This is a genomic window from uncultured Chitinophaga sp. (assembly GCF_937874145.1).
In the GTDB taxonomy this organism is placed as follows: Bacteria; Bacteroidota; Bacteroidia; order Chitinophagales; family Chitinophagaceae; genus Chitinophaga.
In genome coordinates this window covers 1-19,496 of the sequence record NZ_CALNBI010000108.1, presented here as the reverse complement: position 1 = coordinate 19,496, position 19,496 = coordinate 1, and the positions used below count along the sequence as shown (strand labels likewise).

Below are 19,496 nucleotides of genomic sequence, written 5' to 3'. Positions count from 1 at the left end.
CAAACAGCGCGAGCAACACGCCAAGTATTACGAAGAGCTGCAAAAAGTCCGCAACACCATTGCCTACTACCGGCGCGTGAAAGCCATCATACAACGGCAGATCGACCTGGTGGATGAATACAAACGCGCGTACGCGCTGTTCAAGCGGGACAAAAACTTCACACCGCAGGAGATTGAACAGATGGGCATCATCTACCAGGGTATTTTCGATGAAAGCCTGAAAAACATTGACGAACTGCTGTTGGTGGTCAATGCGCTGGCTACCAAAATGTCCGATGCCAAACGCCTGGAACTCATTGCTGCCGCCGGTGAGCGCATCGACCGCAATTTCAGTCACCTGCTGGAATTCAACCGCAACAATGCTTTGCTCAGTATGCAGCGGGCAAAAGATGAAACAGAAGTGATGGGATTAAAAGCCCTGTACGGAATAAAATAGTGTTGTATGAAAGTGTGTGTGTTAGTACTGGCACTGCTGTGCGCCGTAACGGCTTCGCACGGACAGGGTGTTAATGAATGGTTGCGGCAAAATGCTACGCAACGAAAATACCTGATTCAGCAAATCGTTGCCTTGCAGGCGCAAATTGCTCAAATCAAAAAAGGGTATGAGATCGCCAAGAGTGGTTACAATACCATCCATGCCATCAAGAACGGCGAATTCTCTTTGCATACTGTATTCTTTACGGGGCTGAAAACCGTTAACCCCAAGGTGAAAAAATATGCGCGGGTGGCTGATATTATCGCCAACCAGGTAACCATCATTCAGGTGGCAAATCAAAGTATCCGCCAGGCCAGAAGTAGCCCCCGCTTCGCCGCCGGTGAACTGGCCGCCGCTTCTGAAATCTCCACGGCCTTGCTTACCGAGGTTGCCAAAACCATCGATCAGTTATCCGCAGTTATCCTCAACGGCAAGTATGAAATGACCGATGATGAACGCCTGCGGCGCATTGACCAGTTATACCTCACCAGCAACCAGCAGGCGAAAACCGCTTTCACGCTATCCCAGCATGTCGGTTTTATTGACCGCAGCCGGTTGCAAGAGCTTTCGGAGATCGGCGCCATGCGCGAACTGTATAACCTACCCGCACAGTAATCATTTTTCAACGCCTAAAAAATCAATCCATGAAGTGCATATATAGCATCGTGTTCCTGGTACTGCTGGCGTCTGTTCCGATGCGAAGCAACGCGCAAGCGGCTGAACTGGCGCAACTCGCGCTGAACATCGAAAAGCTCACCCAGTTCAAGCAGATCCTTGAACAGATGTACAAGGGATACAAAGTTCTTACCGAAGGGTACAATAAGGTGAAAGACGTTGCCAGCGGCAATTATAAATTACACCAGGCATTCTTAGATGGTCTTTACCTCGTATCTCCCGAAGTGCGCAAATACCAGCGCATCCCGGATATTATCAGTTACCAGATCGATATTCTGGACGAATACAAAGCAGCCTTCCGGCATTTTAAAAATTCAGGGGCCTTTTCTGAAAGTAATCTGGCCTATCTCGATGCTGTGTACAGCAACCTGTTTCAACGCAGCCTTACCAACCTGGAAGAATTAACAATGGTCATTACTTCCAATCAACTACGCATGTCCGATGAAGAACGTTTGAGCGCCATCGACCGCATTTACGTGGAAATGAAACAAAAAAGAACGTTTCTGCGGCAGTTCAACGAAGAAGCGAAACTGCTGTACCTGCAAAAGAAAAAGGAGAAGGTGGAAATCGATAACCTCAACGGGCTATACAATTTTAAAAATTAAAACAAACAGTGGGTATGAAATATTGTGTGGGCGCCGGCGTGCTCTTGCTGGCAGTGTGCTTTCCCTTTTTTTCCCAGGCACAGGGAATAGCAGGCGATATAAAGAGCTTTCAATCCGTCCTGGAAACACTCTACAAGGATATGCTGCCCAAAGTGGGCAGCCTGATTAACGTAGGCCGCGCCGTAGCTGGATTTGCGGCCATCTGGTACATCGCTTACCGCGTATGGGGACACATCGCCCGCGCGGAAAGCATCGACTTCTATCCGCTATTCCGGCCGTTTGCGCTCGGCCTGGCAATAACCCTGTTCCCGCAGGTCTTGGCCGTCATGAACGGTGCGCTCAATCCTATCGTTACCGGTACCGCGCAACTGGTAGATAATTCTGATAAGGCCATAGCAGAACTGTTCAAAAAGAAAGAAGCCGAAATGCGCAAGAGCGACCAGTGGAAAGCACTGGTAGGCGAAAGCGGCACCGGTGACCGGTCCCTGTGGATGGAGTACGCACACCCGGACGTTAAGCAGGAAGGCTGGGTAGAAAAGATCGGCAACTCGATGGAATTTGTAATGGCGAAGATGGCCTACAATTTCACCAATGACATTAAGCGCATCATCAGCATCATCCTTCAAATTGTCTACGCGGCGGCAGCGCTTTGTATCAACACACTGCGAACCTTCAATTTAATCATCCTGGCTATGCTGGGGCCACTGGTGCTCGGTATCAGCGTCTTTGACGGGTTTCAGCACACGCTCAATATGTACCTGGCCCGCTACATCAATATTTATTTATGGTTACCCGTCGCCAATATCCTGGGCGCGGTACTCGGTACCATACAGGAAAACATTTTAAAAATGGATTTAAAAAACCTGGCGGAAACCGGCACCACCTTTTTTAGCACCTACGACCTCGGCTACATCATTTTTATGTTGATAGGGATCATTGCCTATACGACCGTGCCCAGTATTGCCGACCAGATCGTACACGTAGGCGGCGGTGGCGCCCTGCAACAGAAAGCAACCCAATCCTTCGGCAGCGTAGCCTTTGGCGGGCCTGCCGCAGTAGCTACCGGCAAAGTGTCTTTTTAGCATGAACAGTATTGTGTGACCGATAAAGTGAAGTAAGATATGTTCCATCAATTAAAGAATCTGGACACCGCGTTTAAACATGTCCGTTTATTCAGCCTGGTGCTGATCCTGGCAAATGTTATCATCAGTTGTTATGCCCTTTTTTACGCCTTGAATTTTGCGAATGCAGCGCAGCAGCGCGTTTACATCATATCCGATGGTAAAGCCATTGAAGCATTCGCCAGCAGCAAAAAAGATAACATCGCCGTGGAAGCCCGCGACCACATCAAGGTATTTCATAACCTGTTTTTCACCTTATCACCCGATGATAAGGCAATCACCGAAAACCTGAAACGTGCATTGTACCTGGCCGATAACAGTGCCAAATCCCAATATGACAACCTGCTTGAAAAAGGGTATTACATGCAGGTGGTGAGCGCCAATATCAGCCAGGATATTACGCCCGATAGTATTGTAGTCAACACCACCAACTACCCGTACTACTTCCGCTATTACGGCAAACAGCGCATTGTCCGTTCTACCTCCATCGCCACCCGCAGCCTTATCACCGAAGGCTATATCCGGGATTTGCAGGAACGCAGCGATAACAACCCGCACGGCTTTTTGATCGAACGCTGGACGACACTGGAAAACCGGGATTTGGAAATCACTAAACGATAAGGCCATGTGGAGAAAGAAAACAAACAGACCGCCATCACTGCTTGCCATCCGCGTTGCACAAGGCATTACCTGGTTGCAAATGAAATGGGTAAACTGGATGCAGCAGCGCGAAGCCCGCCTTACCAACCGCCAAAAAAAGTGGAGCCTTGCCATCTTCATGATTTGTTCCTGTAGCGTGTGCGTGCTGATCTTTCTATCAGGCATAACACCTGGCCGTTCGGGGTTGTCTATTCCGGTAGCTGCTGAACCGGTACGCATGCCTGCTATTCAGCCTAACGCCAGCGAATACACGCCCATAACACAGAACGACACCCTTGCCGTCCGCCTTTACCTGCATACCATTGACAGTATGCAGCAAACAGAACAAGGGCGGGCAGAACTACAAGACTACTTCCGCGGGCGCCCCGGCCTGGCCGACAGTATCGAAGTGCTTAGAAAACTATTTAATCATCAATAACAAGTGAACATGGAACAGTGGGAAAGAAAAAAAAGATTTTTAATGGTCGTACCGGTACTCGTACTTCCTTTTGTGGCCTTTCTGTTTTGGTCGCTCGGTGGCGGAAAAGGGAAGGCCGCACCCGTAGCAAACGCGCAGGGCATCAATGCCAGCCTACCTTCTGCGCAACTGCTCAAAGACGCACCGGCTGATAAAATGAGCTTATACCAACAGGCGGATAAAGATTCCCAGGCGCTGGCAGAGCAAATGCGTAACGATCCTTTCCGCCAGGATAGCCAGCATCACCCGGCGGAGATCAGTCCTTTTTCCGATCAACCCGCCGCTTCGCCTGCCTATTCCGGTACGGACGACGCGAATGAACGGAAGGTGCGCCAAAAACTTGCAGAGCTGGAACAGCAGCTACGCACCGAACCACCCAAAGCAGCCGAACCCGAACGGTCGCCCACAGAAACGATGTACCAGCAAAAGGACGAGGATATGGCTAAACTGGAAGCCATGATGCAAAGCCTTAGTGGTAATACTGCCGCTACCGGCGGAGATCCTGAACTCGCTCAACTCAATGGGATGTTGGAAAAAGTACTGGACATACAGCATCCCGACCGGGTACGCGATAAACTAAAGGCCAATTCTGCAAAAGATAAGGACAAGGTTTTCCCGGTGCTTAACCAGGATAACCGCCAGCTGGATGACCTGCTGGCAGAAGATACCACCCGCAAAAAATTACTATCGCGGATCAGTGCTACCCGTACCGCTGTATCTGGCTTCTATGGCCTGGAAGAAACGGCCCCCGACTTTTCTAACAACGGTATTACCGCGGTCATCCACGAGAATCAAACGCTGGTCAGCGGCGCCAATGTAAAGCTGCGTACGACGCAAGACCTGTTTTTGCAAGGCAAACTGATACCCACCGGCACATTCGTTTCGGGCATTGCCAGCCTGAACGGCGAACGGCTGCAAATCCACATTGAACACATCCGCTACCAGGACGCGGTTTTCCCGGTGGACTTGACCGTTTTTTCACTCGATGGTATCGAGGGTATCCACATACCCGGTGCCATTTCCAGGGACGCCGCTAAACAGGGGGCCGATGAAGCATTGCAAACGCTGCAAATGTCTTCCCTTGATCCTTCCATCACCGCACAGGCAGCATCGGCCGGCATTGAAACGGTGAAATCGTTCTTATCGAAAAAAACAAAGCTCGTGCGGGTAACGGTGAAGGCCGATCATCCCGTACTGCTCATGAATTCCAATAACAATTAATCATTAAACGTGAAAAAGATGAAAGTGCTGTTTGTAGTAATAATGATCCTGTTTGCTGGTTTTTTTAACGCCGAGGCGCAAGTACCACCTTATCCGCAAATTATCCAGGTGGGCAGCAATACCACTACCATGCTGGTATTTCCCGCTGCCATCAAAGATGCTGATCGCGGCAGCGCCGATATTATCATTCAACCGGTTAAAAACGCCCGCAACGTCCTCAAAGTGAAAGCCGTTAAAGAAAACTTCCAGCAAACCAATTTAACGGTGTTTACCGAAGACGATAAAATATACTCGGTAAGTGTTTCCTATCATCCGTCACCCTTTGAACTGGCCTACAACTTTACGCAAGTACCTTTGAATATGCCGCCTGCCACCGAGCGCCCGCTCAATGATCCGGAAGTACAGGCACAATCGGAACTGATCGCAGGACTGGCGCCCATTACCCGGCATCCGGCCAAAAGAGCGTATGCAATGGAAATGCGATTGAACGGTATTTATTCCAAGGGCGGCGTGTTGTTTTTCCAGTTTTCTTTATCCAACCATTCCAACATTCCTTTTTCACTCGCCTTCCTTCGTGCTTACCACCGCGATAAGACCAAAGCCAAACGGTCCTCCCGGATGGAAAAGGAAGTACTGCCGCGCTATTTTGCCCAGCATCCTACGGTGGCCGCGCATACTACGGCCAATTTTGTAGTGGCGATGGATCAATTCACCATTGCCGACAACAAATTATTTGTAATGGAATGCTTTGAGAAAAACGGCGACCGGCACCTGGCATTGAAGATTAAAGGCAAGCATATTCTTCGCGCCCGTTCCCTGCGGTAACAATCAATTTCCTCATTATTAAATCTGTGGCGTATGAACCGCATTGATGCTGCGATGGCAGATTGGCAAGGCCGTGAAAAGCGGTACCAGCAACGTTATGGGCCTAAGCTGGTAAATGACAGGGCCTTTGCGAAGGTGAAACTGAAAGCCTGGAAACGTACTCTGCGTGAAACCAGGGGCATGAAGTTGACCAACGAAGAAAAGGACGACCGCAATATCTTAAAATCCCAGGTCCGTGACCTGGAAAAGCAACTAACCCCCAACCCGGTACTGCGCTTCATCAAAAGGGTTGCAGAACGTACGCAGGAAGTGGCTGTCGCTGCCTGGGGCCTTGCCGTGCGTACCGTTGAAAACAGGCGGAGTAAAAATGCTTTCGGGGAGGATGTGTTGAATACTGCGCAGGTGGATTACGCGCAAAGCCGCAATGCTACCGGCGCACAGACACCCAACAACGCCGCCACCCAAACGCAGGAGCAAGCACCTATGCAGCTTCCTGCACCGGCGCCGGTGCAGCATCAACGGTCCACCCCAATTCCCGGACCGGACAATCCGCAGGTATCATTCACCAATAACCATCAAAACCGCCTGGCATTAAAAAAAACACACCGGCAGCGCACCGTGCAGGCAGTAGGCGCCAGCAATAAACAATCACTTTAAAAAAATAGCTTTATGGAACAGAACACGGAAGAAAAGGTGGAAAAGCTCTTACAGGAATTTGATCGTATGGGCATTCCCCGTGAACGTCATGAAACAGATGTTCGGGCGGCCATCAATGATGGACTTTCCCAATTCGCCGTTTATGATACTTTTCAGCGCGGCGATAAGTACATGGATATGGAAATCCGAGTAGATTATAACGAGAAGCTGGAACGCCACAGCCTTGCCGCGGTGGAAGCGGCTATACTGGATGTAAAGGTACCTGCGGAAATCGCCGCTACCGATCATTTCAAGGAAATGGAGTTTTTGTTGCAATATCCGCCATCGGTAGATATGAGCCAGCCCAACGCCCAGGAACTCTACCAGGAACGCGCTACTGAACACGCCCGTCAGATTACCGAGAAAATGCAACTGCTGCACAATGAAGCGCCGGAAATTTACGATGTGATCGCCGCGAAATACAACCCGATCACGCAGTTTGAGCCAAGCCCCGAACGCGCTGCCGGCCTAGAAAAGGTATTGCAGGACAATACTGTTTCAGCTACGTTCAGTTCTTACTACCGGCTGCAACCTGCTGAAATGTTCAACCTGTTAACGGTAGAGAATTCCTATGTACAGAAACGCTTGTATAAAAAAGCGCCAGAAGGTGAGCCAAACAACTTTGTCGTATGGGTACAACCTGAATTCAACCAACTGCATGAAAGTGGGTCAACAAAGATGAAAACGGCAAACGATTTTCCGCTTACCGAAAAACTGTTAAGCCTGAATCTCGTGGAAGTGGTGGATGCTGCGAAATTCAAGTTCCTGGAAACCGAACTTCGCCAGGGCGGCACCATGATCGTGAACAACCTCAATAAAACCGGTGACGCCCGGATTTCCATCAAAGCCGATCCTGTTGGTGGCAGTGTACAACTTACGTCCTTAAAAACAGGCAGAATTTTACCCCATAACGACTACCGCAAAGATCCTATGGTTATTATTCAAACAGCCGAGGGCAGTGTCGTAGTAGGAAAGAAAGAAGCGCCGGAACATTTTGAGCCTAAAACGTCCGTTCCGGTAGACAGGGAAAATACCTTACAAAAAAAAAGAGAGCAGCAGACCGGTTCCATCCAGGCCACCGAACCCGTTGTTACGGACAATCCAACCGTTAAGGAAACAGCGGGCGTAGGGGCCGAAAATTCGGTGAAAGCAACGGCCGCTGAACAAACCCGCCAGGAAGGGCAAAAAGGTGCCAAAGAACTCAACGGCAGGTCAGGCAAAAAAGCACGGGAAGTTAAGGCCAACACTGGCAAAAGCCAAGGCAGACACGCCTGATTTTTTGGGAGGTCGGCGTTTGTTTGCTTTTCATCCGCCGTTGCGACGCTCCGTTCATCGTCTGTCCGCTGTTGTAGCGGCGGTTGTATGTACACTCTTGCGATTCAGTTTTATTCACATGACCCGGAGCCGCCAGCGGCCACTGAAACCATACCGCCAAAGGAAGCCTTCACTCCGTATCGCTCCTTGCATAAAGCAATGGCAGCAGTGCAGGCCATTGATATGCGTGAATTTGTTCCCGAATTGGCGCGTGAACTGCCACTTTCCCGGCAGATGAAAACCGCTGCTGTACTGGATGGCAGCAGGAACGTGGTCTTTACCGTTCGCTATTTTGACCAGTACGAAAACATCGGCATGCCTCCCGGTATCTACCTTAACATACAACCCTCGACGTTTTCCCTGGATAGTTTTGAGAAACTGGCGCGTTTTCCGCTGTCCTCGTACAAGGCGCTGGGGCCGCAGGAGGCACACTTCCTGCTGCATACCAAAGCGGACCTGCTCAACCAACAGCAGTCTATCATCAATAAACATTACCGCAATACAACGCGCAGTGTAAAGGCGGATCGTAATTCCTCATTAAAACCATAATCCGTTGCATGATGAAATACGATGTAGTGTGTTCGGTGCGCAATCTGGAAAAGATGTGGTACAATGAAAAAGGGATGCCTTCGCAATCCATCATTGTAGATAGTTTTCACAGCTTGAAACACGCCGTGGCCTGGATGGAAAAAATTGATATGCGCATGCTGGTGCCGCACCTGGCGCTCAACTTTAAACTGCCTGCGTTTATCCAGGAACTGGCCGTTGCCAAGCACCGCAATGAACTACTGGCAACGAAACTTTATATGCCGGAAGACAAACGGCAACGGCTACCCGAAGGAATTTATCTGAATATCAATACAGCCGTCATCAGTATAAAAGATTTTGAAAAGAAAAGCGGCCTGTATCTTCCTATGGAAACGAACCTCCATAAAGATGAAAGAACGTTTTTGTCCGCTACTACGCGGGAACTGATCCGGCAGGAAGTAAAAACATTAAAAAAGCATTTGTTTGTCCGGTTGATTCGGCCGGACGGCAGTAGTGGTATTACGTTGAATTAAGCTATTAGGTTGGAAGAGGACACCGGCTCTGCAGGAGTGCAACCGGTTAGAAATACAACCTAATCAGGGATAAGTAAGGGGCGCATCCGCGAAGACGGATAGCGCCCTTTTTTTATGCTTACCGGTATGCAATCGATGTGCTGTAATCAATTCGTGCTAGCTATGGCCTTTCACTCACCCTTTTCGCGAAGTTAATGCACGGGAGATGCCTCCGAACAAGGGCAATAAAAAAAATCTCCACCCCTTCGCATTCATTCGCTCTCCACCTGCTTCACCGCGGTTCATCCACCGCACACTGCCCCGGCGCCATCGCCGGGGTAGTATTTTTTTTTAAAGCCCTCGTTCTCCTGCATCTCCCGTGAATTGGCTGGTCGCTACGGGTATGTGGAAGGCGGCAGGCGTTCACTACGGCTTTAAAAAACTTTAAAAAATAGCATTATGACCAGACAAACTTTTTCACTCGTCGCGCTCATGCGCACCAGCTGGCAGATCCAGCGCACGCGGCACATTTCCCGCGCAAAGGCCCTCACCAGCGCATGGGCCATTTTTCAGAATGCGGATATAATGGTTTACCACCTGGCGCGTAAACATTCGCGCAAAGGCATTGACCCCACCCGCACCGCTCAACACCTCACCTTATTCACTGCATAAAAACCCGCGTCATGAACTACTTTAAACATTGCACCACCATCGACGAAGTAAAAGCACTTTACCGCGAACTGGCAAAAACCCACCACCCCGACAGGGGCGGCGATACGGCTACCATGCAAGCCATTAACACAGCCTACGCGGCAGCCTGCGCGGCCATCTACCGCGGTGCTGATCTTTCCGAGGCCGAGAAAGAAGAAGCGATCACCGAAACGGAACGCTACCGCGAAACACTCGAAAAAATCATTCACCTGGAAGGCGTCATCATTGAACTGGTGGGCCTCTGGATTTGGGTATCCGGCAACACCTACGCCGTGCGCAAAGAGCTAAAAGCCGCCGGCCTTTTCTACGCCTCCAAAAAGCAATGCTGGTACTACCGGCCGGAAGAATACAAATGTTTGCACGGCGGTAACCTCACATTAGAGCAGATCAAAAACCGCTACGGAAGCCAAACCATTGCCCGCAACACGCGGCCCCTGCTCGCCCACTAAAAACGCACTTCCATTTTTTCACTTCAAAATAATACACGATGAAAAATTTAAATCGTACCGCTACTAAAGTGTTTTGCACACTGCTGGAAAAAGCAACCGCCATTTCTCATAAATTTTCAAGTGAGGGGTTTATGCCCCTCATACTTTCCAAAATGTCACCCCTACACGGTAACGGCGGCAAGCACACCGCGGACCTGTACCAGCTTGCGCACACCTTCCTGCAATACGGCGATACTATGCACGATCCCGCGATGGATTTTATCGTTATGGGCTACGCCAAAGGCTGCGACCCTAAAACGGTCATTATCTGCCCGGCATCCTTTCGCCAGGATACAACCGGCCATTACAGCGAAAGCGTACGCTTTAACGGTTCCACCTTTGGCGGTTACTACCCGCGCGAGCAAGCCGATCAAACCTATTTCGCCAATATCTGGCTCCGCAACATCAAAGAGCAAGGCTTTTTACAATAACGCAACCGGGGGGCGCCCCGGCGCCCCTCATTTTCCCACACTTAAAAAATTTTCAATCATGATTACCATTTATGTAAATGCAACCCTGCAATTACCGGATAACGACCAATGGCAAAACCGGTTCAACATCAAGAGCGCCAGCTCTAACCGCCTCTACGTAATCGCCCAAAACATCAAAAAAAGACATTGGGCGTGCAGCTGCCCCGGCTGGAAGGCGCACCGCCATTGCAAGCACCTGGACGCGCTCAACTTACCCGGCAAAGAACAACCCTTTGAAGTCAACATCATAAATCACTAACACATGGCAAAATCATTTTTAGACGGTTATCAAACCTATGACACCGGCGACGGTTACGGCAATGCCCACGAGTGGAAAGGCGCCTTTAAAGAGCGCATGAGCAAGGAAGATGCCACCGCCTTTTTTAACGGCCAGCCCCAAACGCCGCACGACATACTGGACGTACCGCCAGGCGCTACCGCTGCCGCGATAAAAAAAGCATTCCGGCGGCTCATGATGGAATGGCACCCGGACCGCAACCAGCACCGCGCCGCGGAGGCGGAAGAAATGAGTAAAAAAATCATTGCGGCCTACACCGTTTTAACCAGTTAATCCAACCGCTATGCGTAACAACAAACAACTAAAGCACCCGCACGGGCTGGCCTGGTATCGCTTTACCCTTCGCCACGATTACGGTACCACCCACCTAACCATCGGCCCCGCTTCGGGGCTGATGGCGGCCATTCAGCGGCTGCTTTGCGTGGAAGGCTGCCCGCTTTGCGCCATTGAGCGCATCCGTAAAGTCCGCGCACCGAAAAAAAAGAAACGCTAACACTTTTAAGCGGCCGCGCCTCCGCCCGCCATAGGCGCACCTTTTCACATGGAAACATACCACTATCAAATAATCGTGCTGGGCTACCGTACGCCCTGGGCTTTTATCCCCGCATATTCCAGGCGCTTTAAAAGCCGCAAAAAAGCCGAAGCGCTCGCCCTTCGCGCCGCCTGCTTTTACAAAGCAGAAGTAAGACTAACCACCGGCAAACAGCCCAGCACCGGCACTTCCCACTATTTCCGTCATCCCAATTTTTAAAACAAAAAAACAAGTTTATGAAACACAATTATCACGAAAGAAAGCAACGGCGCATTGATTACGCCAAAGAGCAGGCCGCCAAAAATGAGCAGGAATCTACCCGCCGTTACGAGGCCGCCAGGGAGATCAGTAGTTTCATTCCTCCGGGGCAGCCAATACTGGTCGGCCACCACTCCGAAAAGCGCCACCGCCGCGACCTGGAAAGGATTGATAACAACATGCGCAAGAGCATAGAAGCGACCGACAAAGCCGCTTATTATGAAGATAAGGCGGAAACCATCGAAAGCAATACCGCCATATCGTCCGATAACCCGGACGCTCTGGCATTGCTCAAAGAAAAGCTGGAACGCCTCACGGCGATGCAGGATTTTATGAAGCAAACCAACAAGTTTATCAAGAAAAACGACAAAGCTGCTTTCTTAAAACTCCCCGGCGCCACCGAAGCGCTATGGACCGAGCTAACCAGTTCCACCAATCGTTGGGATATTGGCTTTCCGCATTACCGGTTAAGTAATAACAATGCCGTCATACGCAATACCAAACAGCGGATTGCCCAATTGGAAAAACTGGCAGCCCTCACCACACAAGAATTTACTTTTAAAGGGGTGCGGGTAGTGCAGAATGTAGAAGCCAACCGCATACAACTGATATTCCCCGGCAAACCCGCCGAAGCAGTGCGCGAAGCGCTACGCCACAATGGCTTTATATTTTGCCGCGAAGAAACGGCCTGGCAGCGCCTGCTCAACAATGCCGGATTTTATGCCGCCAAATCTTTCTTACGGGCATATAATCCCGAATGATTCAACAGCGGGCGCCGGGAAAGGCGCCCGCCTTTCTTCACTTTTTAAACATATAAAAATGCCTATAATCCTGCTAAGTTTATCCTTTTGGGATAGATCCATTCTAAAGAAAATGGAGCCCGGCTCTAAAACATTTTTGATCGTACCGGTTGAAATGATCCGTTCCCACACCACCGCGCCGGCCGTTGAATTTTTTAAATTCCTGTACGCCGATCCTTTGCGCTTCCGGGCATCGGTCATGTTGACGTTTGAAGGTTACGACGATGATCCCCGCGAAGTCTGCGACCTACCCGAAGTACGTCGCTTTATGCATTCGGTTGTACAGGCTTGCCCGGAACTGCTGTTTTTTATGAACCAGGACCCAATTACGGGAGCGCCCGATTTTGAACACCTCTTTATGTTGGTGGTGGACAGCACCCCGTTATTTGATGGGTCCGGCCTGAGTATGTACGGCATCGATCTGGAAGCCAGCGGCGCTTTTTTTGAACGTTCCCTAACAGGTATCAAAGCCATGCTGGAAACCTTACCACTATCGGCGCTTACCATTGCCGAAATGCTGGGAGCGCTTCGCCGGCGGTACCTGGAAACCTTTCGCCAGCCATAAAGAACGGGATGTATTTTTTCAGGAAAATCTTTACTTTTGAAATCATGCCTCTCATAACTGAAACCGACATAGAGCGTTCAACGGAACGTATTCGCCAGGAGCTCAAAAAAGAGGGCTTTATAAAATTTGCCACCTGCGACAGCGGGGAAGATAAACAGCAACACTTTGTCATGCTGCATTTACTGGCTAATACGCCCGCCGATATGAGCATTTACCACAACAAAGAGGACCAGGTTTATGATTGGTGCATTTTGCCCATCATAAGCGACTAAGCATAATAACCAATAGCAACGTGCAGCAGATATATTTCTGCTGCGCGTCTTTTTAAACGGATTGCCGGGCCGCTGTTCTCCCTTAGAGATCACTATATTATATGGAACACTTGTAGGCTACCGGGCAGCTCCTTTCTTGAAAGTCCGTCAAGAAAGGAGCAAAGAAGCGGCGTTCTGCAGGTGGCATCAGTCGGTCGCCCATCACCTGGCACCCGTTATGCCCCTTACAGACGACGCTTCACATCACCGTATAACAGTGCCTTGTATGCACAGACATTAAACGCGGTATCCACCACTAAGATCAGGATCAGCCACACCGGTATTTCCGTCAGCCATTGTTTATATTTAACAGTCGTACGTCCAATAGTTCCCAGCATGAAAAGCAATCCGCCAACCGCCACCAGCCAAAACGAAACCTTGCGGCCTATTACCTTTGCCAGCATCTGTTCGATCCATGCTTTTAACCCCCAGTATCCGTTCAGCACCCAATACAAGGCAACCATACATAACGGGTTCAAAAAAAGAAAGGTTATTGACGCCCTCTTGCCAGCCAGCACCTTCAACAGCAAATAAATATCTATCGAGAGGCACCAGGACACCACGTACACTGCTACACAGGTCCAGAAAATCTTCCAGCCGCCGCGTATCGGGGTATTTTCAAATATTTCTGTCAGCATGAACAAATTTTGCTTTTTTAAAATCCTTGGTGACCAACCTACGGAGCCCGCCAGAGGCCACCGCCAGCACCAAAAAAGCAGCCGTGAAGCCGTACCAATCCAGATCCCAGCGGACCGGGTTTAGCGAACGGAAATACACCGCCAGGCCCACATAAAAAGGCACCATCCCCAGGATGTGCGCCGCCACAATGCGCGATGCGGCAGGCCGCTTTCTTTGGGTAGTGAAATCATTCCAATGCGACAGCCAGAACAAGCCATATAACACCAGTAATATACCCGTTATCTCCAGCGTGAACCAGCAATGAGCGGCCAGCGTTTCCTGTACAGCAAAACCGATCTTTAAGCTCCAGTGTACCAATTCGGCGAAAGCCAGGATAAGCAGGCTATTCCAATAAAACCGTTTAAAGGTCATTTCATGTAATTAAAGAGGTTACCAGTATATAGAGCAACGGGGTCTATAAAAGGGTGAGGCAGATCAATAAATACACAGAAATCGCAGAAAATGTTTACAGGTGTGCAGAAATGCTTATATTCCCACTTTCATAGGATAAGGTTTCGGTAAAGGAACTGATTAGGAGGCCCCGGCAAGGGGCCTTATTTTTTCCCGTACTTACGGAACGCGGCTACAAACTGGAAAATATAAAAGCCCACTACCGCCTTTCCTAAAAAGTCAACGGCCAACGTAAAATGTCCGAAATCTCCTTTCGATACCAGGAAATCGTTTCGGTGGGTTAAATCGATAAACGCAAAGTAATAGCCGATCAGCGAGGGGTCAAATGCCGCCTGGCAATTGAAAATCCGCCCCAGGGTCAGCAGATAGACAATGTACACCACTGCGGAACTGATCCAAAATCCCCAAAAGGCTTTTTTCAAAGAGATACCGTGGTTATTGGAAATTTTGTTGATACAAAGTATTCTGGCATCCCACCAGGACAGCCGCTTAATTTCCCGCAGCGCATCGTTGGAAACGGCGTGTAACTTCAAGGATTCCTGGAAATTGCCGGTGGCTTCGAGGGCCTTGCGCAGCTGTAGGAAAATTTCGTACATGTCCTTATGGTAGTTATCCTTCTTTTTATGGGGATAGTGTATGTTTTCTACCGATAGGAAATTGTCGAACTGCTTATAATCATCCGGGAAATTGCAGGCTGAAAAGATCGTTTTGGAAAACCGTGTACGGAAAAGAGAAACACTACTGTAAGCGGCAAAATCGAAATTATCGAACCAGGTATTATCCAGCGTACATTGATGAATCTCTACTTTCGATACTTCGTCCAGCTTGCCCACGGCATCGGGGCCGGGCAATTCACTTATAGCCACTCTTTTTTGCTGCGTTGTAATATAGTAAAAAACCAGTTCGCCTTTAGGTACCAACTTGCCCAGGTATAACCGGTCGATGGTGCAATCTTCCACCGTTATTTTACCGCTGGCAGTGCCTTGCATCGAAAGGGAGCGCAGGTAGATATTTTTTACCGCAGTAACTTTGGCTTTATCCGAACTGCTGTACTTAATATTTAAATTAACGTTCATGCTCGCTTTTTCACTGGCGGAGAGCCGGTACCGGTAGCGATATTCCTTTTCTTTATCGATGGCAGTCTGGTAAAGCCCAGGCGCCCCGTTTGTTTCAGGTTTGCCTTCTACATGTAATTGCTCAATATCTTCCAGGTGATAGGCTACTTTGTGTTCCAGGACCTTATTAAACTGCTCTTTATTTCCGAGCTTTCTTAGCAGCGCCCGCCAGCGGAGGGGATAAACCGTATATTCAACATATTCAATACGTACTAAGCCTGCATTCTTAATAAAAAAGCCATTGGTAATGCAGTTCGTCAGTTGCACGCTTTGCAATTCACCCTCTTGTAAACCACCATGCGGTATTATTGAATTATGAAAATAAACGCCCAGGTTCTTGCCTACAGCGGATTTTACTTCAATATTCTCAATGAAGCAATCCATGAAATTAATATCGATAAGATCATACGTAAGCGCTTGATCGTAGATGATAGTTATCTTCTTAAACATACAGCTGTCGAAGAAAATCATGGATTTGCCTGATAGCGCAACCACATTTTGGAACATGGCCGGGGTCAACTCGATTTCTATTTCGCCTGTAAATGCCTGGTCAGTTATTGGTTGATAAGGGGTGATAGGTAAAACCGCCATAGAATATTACTTGAAAAGTTTAGGGATAGTAAAAGTCAGTCCAGCACAATATGTAAACCGATATGAAGGGGGCAAAGCAATCCACAGGCAAGGGATTCCAGTAAAACCCGTTCACGGGCATCGGCGACTTCCAGGTACCGGAAGCTAAAACCCATTCGTACGGAAAGTTCCCGCGGCCGCAAAAACTCCCTGAAAAACGACGATCTGCCGTAGATGTGATCTTTTAGCCGCTGGCAAATTCCGGCTTTCCCTTTACGGGTATTGCCAACATGCACTACCGAATCGCCGTAGTAAATAATATATACACCCATTTGGGTAGTTATTGAAAGACTACCCTCTGCCGGAAAAGGATATGCCGGTTGCTTACTCAATGCAAGAAATAGGCTCTTTATCTTTTCCGTTTCTGCACCATTATCCGGAAAAGCCAACACTTGCCCGGTCACTTTATCAAGTTGGTTAAACGCTCAATCTCCGCTCTCATTTCTTCGCGTTCTTTTTTGAATTCTTCCCGCTCTTTTTTGAAGAATTCAATCAGCTCACCGACCGGTGACATATACGTTTGCTGGTTGTGAATATGAGTAGCGAACTGCGGGTGCGCATTATCGTTGTTGGTAAATGTATTATTAAACACCTGTACAGCCGAATCCATATCCAGGTGTTTAAGTACTTCCGGGGTAACTTTGAGTATTTCGGCAATCTGCTGTAATAATTGTTCATCCGCAATTTCCCGCCTGTCCTCTAAGTCGCTGATAAACTGCTGGCTTACCGGATGGCCGGTTTTTTCTTCCAGCATGTGCGCAAGTCCTCCCTGGGAGTAATCCCACAGCAGTCGGAACCTTCGGATGTTCAGGCCCACATGGGCAGACGGTTTGGAGCTATTTTCCATAAAGCGTTAATTCTGTGTACCTACAAATATATAAAATCCTCCACGTAACCAGAAGTATTGCCGTAAAGTACGGGTGGTGGCGGTAGGTTACGGCACCGACAGGGGGTATTTTGCACCTTGGAAGATAAACCAATTTAGTTACCCAAAGCTATCCTTATTATGAAACAGAAACACGACTACCTGGTTACTTCACTGTGGTATAAAGAAAAAATCAAAGACCCCTTCCAGGTGATTGCCGCAGCGTTCAGTTTTGCAGATATGACCTTTTACCGAAAACTGGTAAAGCGCCTCCTGCAAACGGCCCACTCCGAAAAAGTGTACAGCAAAGATTCTCCCGGTAACCTGCTCTTTGACATGAAAATGCTGGAATCCCTGATTAACGCTGCCTACCTGATTGTCAAACAAAAGCATAAAAGCCCCCTGGTTATCAGTGCATCAGACATAATGAATAAAAACACCTATTTCGGGGGGCGGCCTGGTGATGAATGGGATTTTCTGCCCCATTCACTCTCCAAAAAAGAATTCAGCGATCCATACCTGGTGTTTACGCGCTTTTTTGAGCACCAGCCCCTGGACAAATGGAAAAAGGATCTGGAAGAAGTGCTGAATTATTCCCTTTCCAACAATGCGCACGATGATGTTGAAATAGACTTTTTATCCCTATACCTATACCTCAATAAAATCGTTGAAGCGGCACACCTGATCGATGTGCGGGAAGTCATTCATATCGAAGGCCGCCTGAAAAACAGGTTTAAATCCATCCACTAAACTTTTAACCATGAAAACACGTAAATCCATCAGCCACCTTACCGGCAAGGAACAAACCACCCTGCATGAGATAAAAAAGCGGGTGATAGAACTGGTGCAACCGTTGATTATCTATTGTTGCAGCAGTGAACTCCGTACTTCGATTAAACGCAACTGCTTTTCAGCCCCCGTAAGAAATGAGGACTGGCAATTTGATTGTGAACTGCTGGTGGTTCTGCCCGACGAACACGAGTTTCCGGCAACAATGGCGGAGCAGATCACCCAGGCAACCGAGCCGTGGGGTCGGGTTCAGGTCCGGTTGCATACCCTTGAAGCCGTATCCAGGTATCTCCACGAGGAAAACCTCTTTTTTTCATGGGTGCATAAATACGCTATCCTACTGTTTGAGCAAAACGGTGCTGTTGCTAAACTACCGCCGCCGATCCATAAGCGGGCGGAGCATCAGCAGCAGGCGTTGCAATTTTATACGGCCGATCCGGCGATGACCAACTACCTCACGGAAAAACTCGTGACAACCGTACCCCCAAATCCGGCACCATCCATTGAGAAACAGGGAACGCCTATAGAGCTGCGGGTGTTGCTTTACCTCAAAGACGGGAAGATCGAAGCAGGCCCTTTACAAGCAACTACCAGCGATTAAGAAAATATTAGCATTCCAGTTCCGAAAACGTCCGTTTTTTTCTTACACCTGTATGTTTTGGTGTAAGAGAAACCACCGCGACCAGGCCATTTTGCAGGTAAAAAAGGTTATGGTAAACAAAGATGAACTGGTGGTAATGCGGGCAATAGCCCTGTGTTTTAAGCCCTTTTTGAAGCCGGAAGAAGCGCAGGTATATACCAACCTGGGAAAGTCGCAACTGGCAAAAAAAGCCCAGGAAATGGGCGTTTATAAAAATGCAAGTGGCTATTACAAACGGGAGGAACTGGATACCCTTATGAATGGTTCGCCGTCACCTTTGGCATCAGCGGCTGCGAACCTACGTATTAAAACCATCAGTTAATCTACTGCGCAATGGCTACCACGGAAAAAACTCAATGATTGGTTCAAACGTAAATTTAGACAGGCTATTTTGCCCCGCGTCATAGAAATTTTACAGGATTCAATTAATAGTTGTACCCAATGAACACTAGCCCCTCCATGTCCCTCAATCCCCGTAAGCCCGTAATTCGTGTAATACCCATTACCACGTGGGAGCCGGGGAATATGTTATATGATTTTTGGCAAAAAAGATTAGTAAAAAGCAAAAATAGGCAAAACGGTTAGAACCGTTGCTATACAAGGCTTTATAAAAGTTGTAGTCTAAGTTCGGAAGTCGGTGTCTGATAGGTTTTGGGCTTAAAATGACAAGGTTAGGTTACTAATTCGTTACCGATTAACAAAGGTAACTACATAGCTTAACCGATTATATTTCAGCCTTTTGCACCCCTTTCTACGTTTCCTTGTAACTCAATGTAATTTAATTTTAAACGTTAAACATTTGAGTTATGGAGCAGACAAAAAAATCGACGTTCAAACTGCTTTTCT

30 protein-coding genes are annotated in these 19,496 nt (G+C 48.6%); 25 read left to right on the top strand and 5 right to left on the bottom strand.

What is annotated here, in order from left to right; all coding sequences use genetic code 11:
• The 22 genes from Q0510_RS05035 to Q0510_RS04930 all read left to right on the top strand — a co-directional run.
• The coding region (locus tag Q0510_RS05035) for a conjugal transfer protein TraI (protein ID WP_298708839.1) at window positions 1–436 on the top strand (436 nt) is incomplete at its 5' end.
• Between the two features lie 6 nt (window positions 437–442).
• A complete protein-coding gene (locus Q0510_RS05030; RefSeq protein WP_298708838.1) occupies window positions 443–1,090 on the top strand; it encodes a hypothetical protein in 648 nt (215 codons plus the stop codon).
• 29 nt (window positions 1,091–1,119) lie between these two features.
• Window positions 1,120–1,755, top strand: a complete 636-nt coding sequence (locus Q0510_RS05025) for a TerB family tellurite resistance protein (protein WP_298708836.1) — start codon at window positions 1,120–1,122, stop codon at window positions 1,753–1,755.
• A gap of 14 nt (window positions 1,756–1,769) precedes the next feature.
• The gene (traJ, locus tag Q0510_RS05020; protein WP_298708834.1) at window positions 1,770–2,837 is read left to right on the top strand and encodes a conjugative transposon protein TraJ; all 1,068 of its coding nucleotides are present in this window, start codon (window positions 1,770–1,772) and stop codon (window positions 2,835–2,837) included.
• 39 nt (window positions 2,838–2,876) lie between these two features.
• Entirely contained in the window at window positions 2,877–3,497 is a 621-nt protein-coding gene (gene traK, locus Q0510_RS05015; protein WP_298708832.1) for a conjugative transposon protein TraK, read from the top strand.
• A 4-nt stretch (window positions 3,498–3,501) separates the two neighbouring features.
• Complete coding sequence (locus tag Q0510_RS05010; RefSeq protein WP_298708830.1) at window positions 3,502–3,954, top strand: hypothetical protein; 453 nt, start codon at window positions 3,502–3,504, stop codon at window positions 3,952–3,954.
• Between the two features lie 9 nt (window positions 3,955–3,963).
• Window positions 3,964–5,214, top strand: a complete 1,251-nt coding sequence (gene traM / locus Q0510_RS05005; protein ID WP_298708828.1) for a conjugative transposon protein TraM — start codon at window positions 3,964–3,966, stop codon at window positions 5,212–5,214.
• An 18-nt stretch (window positions 5,215–5,232) separates the two neighbouring features.
• A complete protein-coding gene (gene traN / locus Q0510_RS05000; protein ID WP_298708841.1) occupies window positions 5,233–6,039 on the top strand; it encodes a conjugative transposon protein TraN in 807 nt (268 codons plus the stop codon).
• A gap of 33 nt (window positions 6,040–6,072) precedes the next feature.
• Window positions 6,073–6,696, top strand: a complete 624-nt coding sequence (locus tag Q0510_RS04995) for a hypothetical protein (RefSeq protein WP_298708826.1) — start codon at window positions 6,073–6,075, stop codon at window positions 6,694–6,696.
• Between the two features lie 12 nt (window positions 6,697–6,708).
• Window positions 6,709–8,010 (top strand): hypothetical protein, encoded by a 1,302-nt coding sequence (locus Q0510_RS04990; RefSeq protein ID WP_298708825.1) that lies wholly within the window; start codon window positions 6,709–6,711, stop codon window positions 8,008–8,010.
• An 87-nt stretch (window positions 8,011–8,097) separates the two neighbouring features.
• Window positions 8,098–8,598 (top strand): hypothetical protein, encoded by a 501-nt coding sequence (locus tag Q0510_RS04985; protein ID WP_298708823.1) that lies wholly within the window; start codon window positions 8,098–8,100, stop codon window positions 8,596–8,598.
• An 8-nt stretch (window positions 8,599–8,606) separates the two neighbouring features.
• A complete protein-coding gene (locus Q0510_RS04980) occupies window positions 8,607–9,110 on the top strand; it encodes a hypothetical protein (protein ID WP_298708821.1) in 504 nt (167 codons plus the stop codon).
• Window positions 9,111–9,548: 438 nt separating this feature from the next.
• Window positions 9,549–9,761 carry a hypothetical protein gene (locus tag Q0510_RS04975; protein WP_298708819.1) on the top strand — a complete coding sequence of 71 codons (213 nt, stop codon included), beginning with the start codon at window positions 9,549–9,551 and terminating at the stop codon, window positions 9,759–9,761.
• An 11-nt stretch (window positions 9,762–9,772) separates the two neighbouring features.
• Window positions 9,773–10,249 (top strand): hypothetical protein, encoded by a 477-nt coding sequence (locus Q0510_RS04970; RefSeq protein ID WP_298708817.1) that lies wholly within the window; start codon window positions 9,773–9,775, stop codon window positions 10,247–10,249.
• A gap of 152 nt (window positions 10,250–10,401) precedes the next feature.
• Window positions 10,402–10,719: a hypothetical protein gene (locus tag Q0510_RS04965; RefSeq protein WP_298708815.1), complete on the top strand. Its 318-nt coding sequence runs from the start codon at window positions 10,402–10,404 to the stop codon at window positions 10,717–10,719.
• 58 nt (window positions 10,720–10,777) lie between these two features.
• Window positions 10,778–11,017, top strand: a complete 240-nt coding sequence (locus Q0510_RS04960; RefSeq protein WP_298708814.1) for a hypothetical protein — start codon at window positions 10,778–10,780, stop codon at window positions 11,015–11,017.
• A 3-nt stretch (window positions 11,018–11,020) separates the two neighbouring features.
• Window positions 11,021–11,329 carry a DnaJ domain-containing protein gene (locus Q0510_RS04955; RefSeq protein ID WP_298708812.1) on the top strand — a complete coding sequence of 103 codons (309 nt, stop codon included), beginning with the start codon at window positions 11,021–11,023 and terminating at the stop codon, window positions 11,327–11,329.
• 10 nt (window positions 11,330–11,339) lie between these two features.
• Entirely contained in the window at window positions 11,340–11,549 is a 210-nt protein-coding gene (locus tag Q0510_RS04950; RefSeq protein ID WP_298708810.1) for a hypothetical protein, read from the top strand.
• Window positions 11,550–11,597: 48 nt separating this feature from the next.
• Window positions 11,598–11,807 (top strand): hypothetical protein, encoded by a 210-nt coding sequence (locus Q0510_RS04945; RefSeq protein ID WP_298708808.1) that lies wholly within the window; start codon window positions 11,598–11,600, stop codon window positions 11,805–11,807.
• A gap of 17 nt (window positions 11,808–11,824) precedes the next feature.
• Entirely contained in the window at window positions 11,825–12,607 is a 783-nt protein-coding gene (locus Q0510_RS04940) for a DUF3560 domain-containing protein (RefSeq protein WP_298708806.1), read from the top strand.
• Window positions 12,608–12,665: 58 nt separating this feature from the next.
• Window positions 12,666–13,211, top strand: a complete 546-nt coding sequence (locus Q0510_RS04935) for a hypothetical protein (protein WP_298708804.1) — start codon at window positions 12,666–12,668, stop codon at window positions 13,209–13,211.
• 44 nt (window positions 13,212–13,255) lie between these two features.
• Window positions 13,256–13,483 (top strand): hypothetical protein, encoded by a 228-nt coding sequence (locus tag Q0510_RS04930; RefSeq protein ID WP_298708802.1) that lies wholly within the window; start codon window positions 13,256–13,258, stop codon window positions 13,481–13,483.
• A 224-nt stretch (window positions 13,484–13,707) separates the two neighbouring features.
• Here the strand turns inward: Q0510_RS04930 and Q0510_RS04925 are convergent, their stop codons facing one another.
• The 5 genes from Q0510_RS04925 to Q0510_RS04905 form a co-directional block, all read right to left on the bottom strand.
• The gene (locus Q0510_RS04925; protein ID WP_298708801.1) at window positions 13,708–14,160 is read right to left on the bottom strand and encodes a hypothetical protein; all 453 of its coding nucleotides are present in this window, start codon (window positions 14,158–14,160) and stop codon (window positions 13,708–13,710) included.
• Complete coding sequence (locus tag Q0510_RS04920) at window positions 14,141–14,572, bottom strand: hypothetical protein (RefSeq protein WP_298708799.1); 432 nt, start codon at window positions 14,570–14,572, stop codon at window positions 14,141–14,143. Before Q0510_RS04920 ends, Q0510_RS04925 begins: the two co-directional genes overlap by 20 nt.
• A gap of 182 nt (window positions 14,573–14,754) precedes the next feature.
• Window positions 14,755–16,317 carry a hypothetical protein gene (locus Q0510_RS04915; protein WP_298708797.1) on the bottom strand — a complete coding sequence of 521 codons (1,563 nt, stop codon included), beginning with the start codon at window positions 16,315–16,317 and terminating at the stop codon, window positions 14,755–14,757.
• Between the two features lie 35 nt (window positions 16,318–16,352).
• On the bottom strand, window positions 16,353–16,760 hold the full coding sequence (locus Q0510_RS04910; RefSeq protein WP_298708795.1) for a hypothetical protein: 408 nt from the start codon (window positions 16,758–16,760) through the stop codon (window positions 16,353–16,355).
• The gene (locus tag Q0510_RS04905) at window positions 16,757–17,203 is read right to left on the bottom strand and encodes a helix-turn-helix transcriptional regulator (protein ID WP_298708793.1); all 447 of its coding nucleotides are present in this window, start codon (window positions 17,201–17,203) and stop codon (window positions 16,757–16,759) included. The genes Q0510_RS04910 and Q0510_RS04905 overlap by 4 nt, the downstream gene beginning before the upstream one ends.
• Window positions 17,204–17,362: 159 nt before the next feature.
• On the opposite strand from Q0510_RS04905, the gene Q0510_RS04900 reads away from it, so the two are divergent.
• From Q0510_RS04900 to Q0510_RS04890, 3 genes are all read left to right on the top strand, one after another.
• Window positions 17,363–17,971 (top strand): hypothetical protein, encoded by a 609-nt coding sequence (locus Q0510_RS04900; RefSeq protein WP_298708790.1) that lies wholly within the window; start codon window positions 17,363–17,365, stop codon window positions 17,969–17,971.
• A gap of 10 nt (window positions 17,972–17,981) precedes the next feature.
• The gene (locus Q0510_RS04895; protein WP_298708789.1) at window positions 17,982–18,611 is read left to right on the top strand and encodes a hypothetical protein; all 630 of its coding nucleotides are present in this window, start codon (window positions 17,982–17,984) and stop codon (window positions 18,609–18,611) included.
• 109 nt (window positions 18,612–18,720) lie between these two features.
• Window positions 18,721–18,972, top strand: a complete 252-nt coding sequence (locus Q0510_RS04890; RefSeq protein ID WP_298708787.1) for a hypothetical protein — start codon at window positions 18,721–18,723, stop codon at window positions 18,970–18,972.
• The last annotated feature ends 524 nt before the right edge of the window (window positions 18,973–19,496 follow it).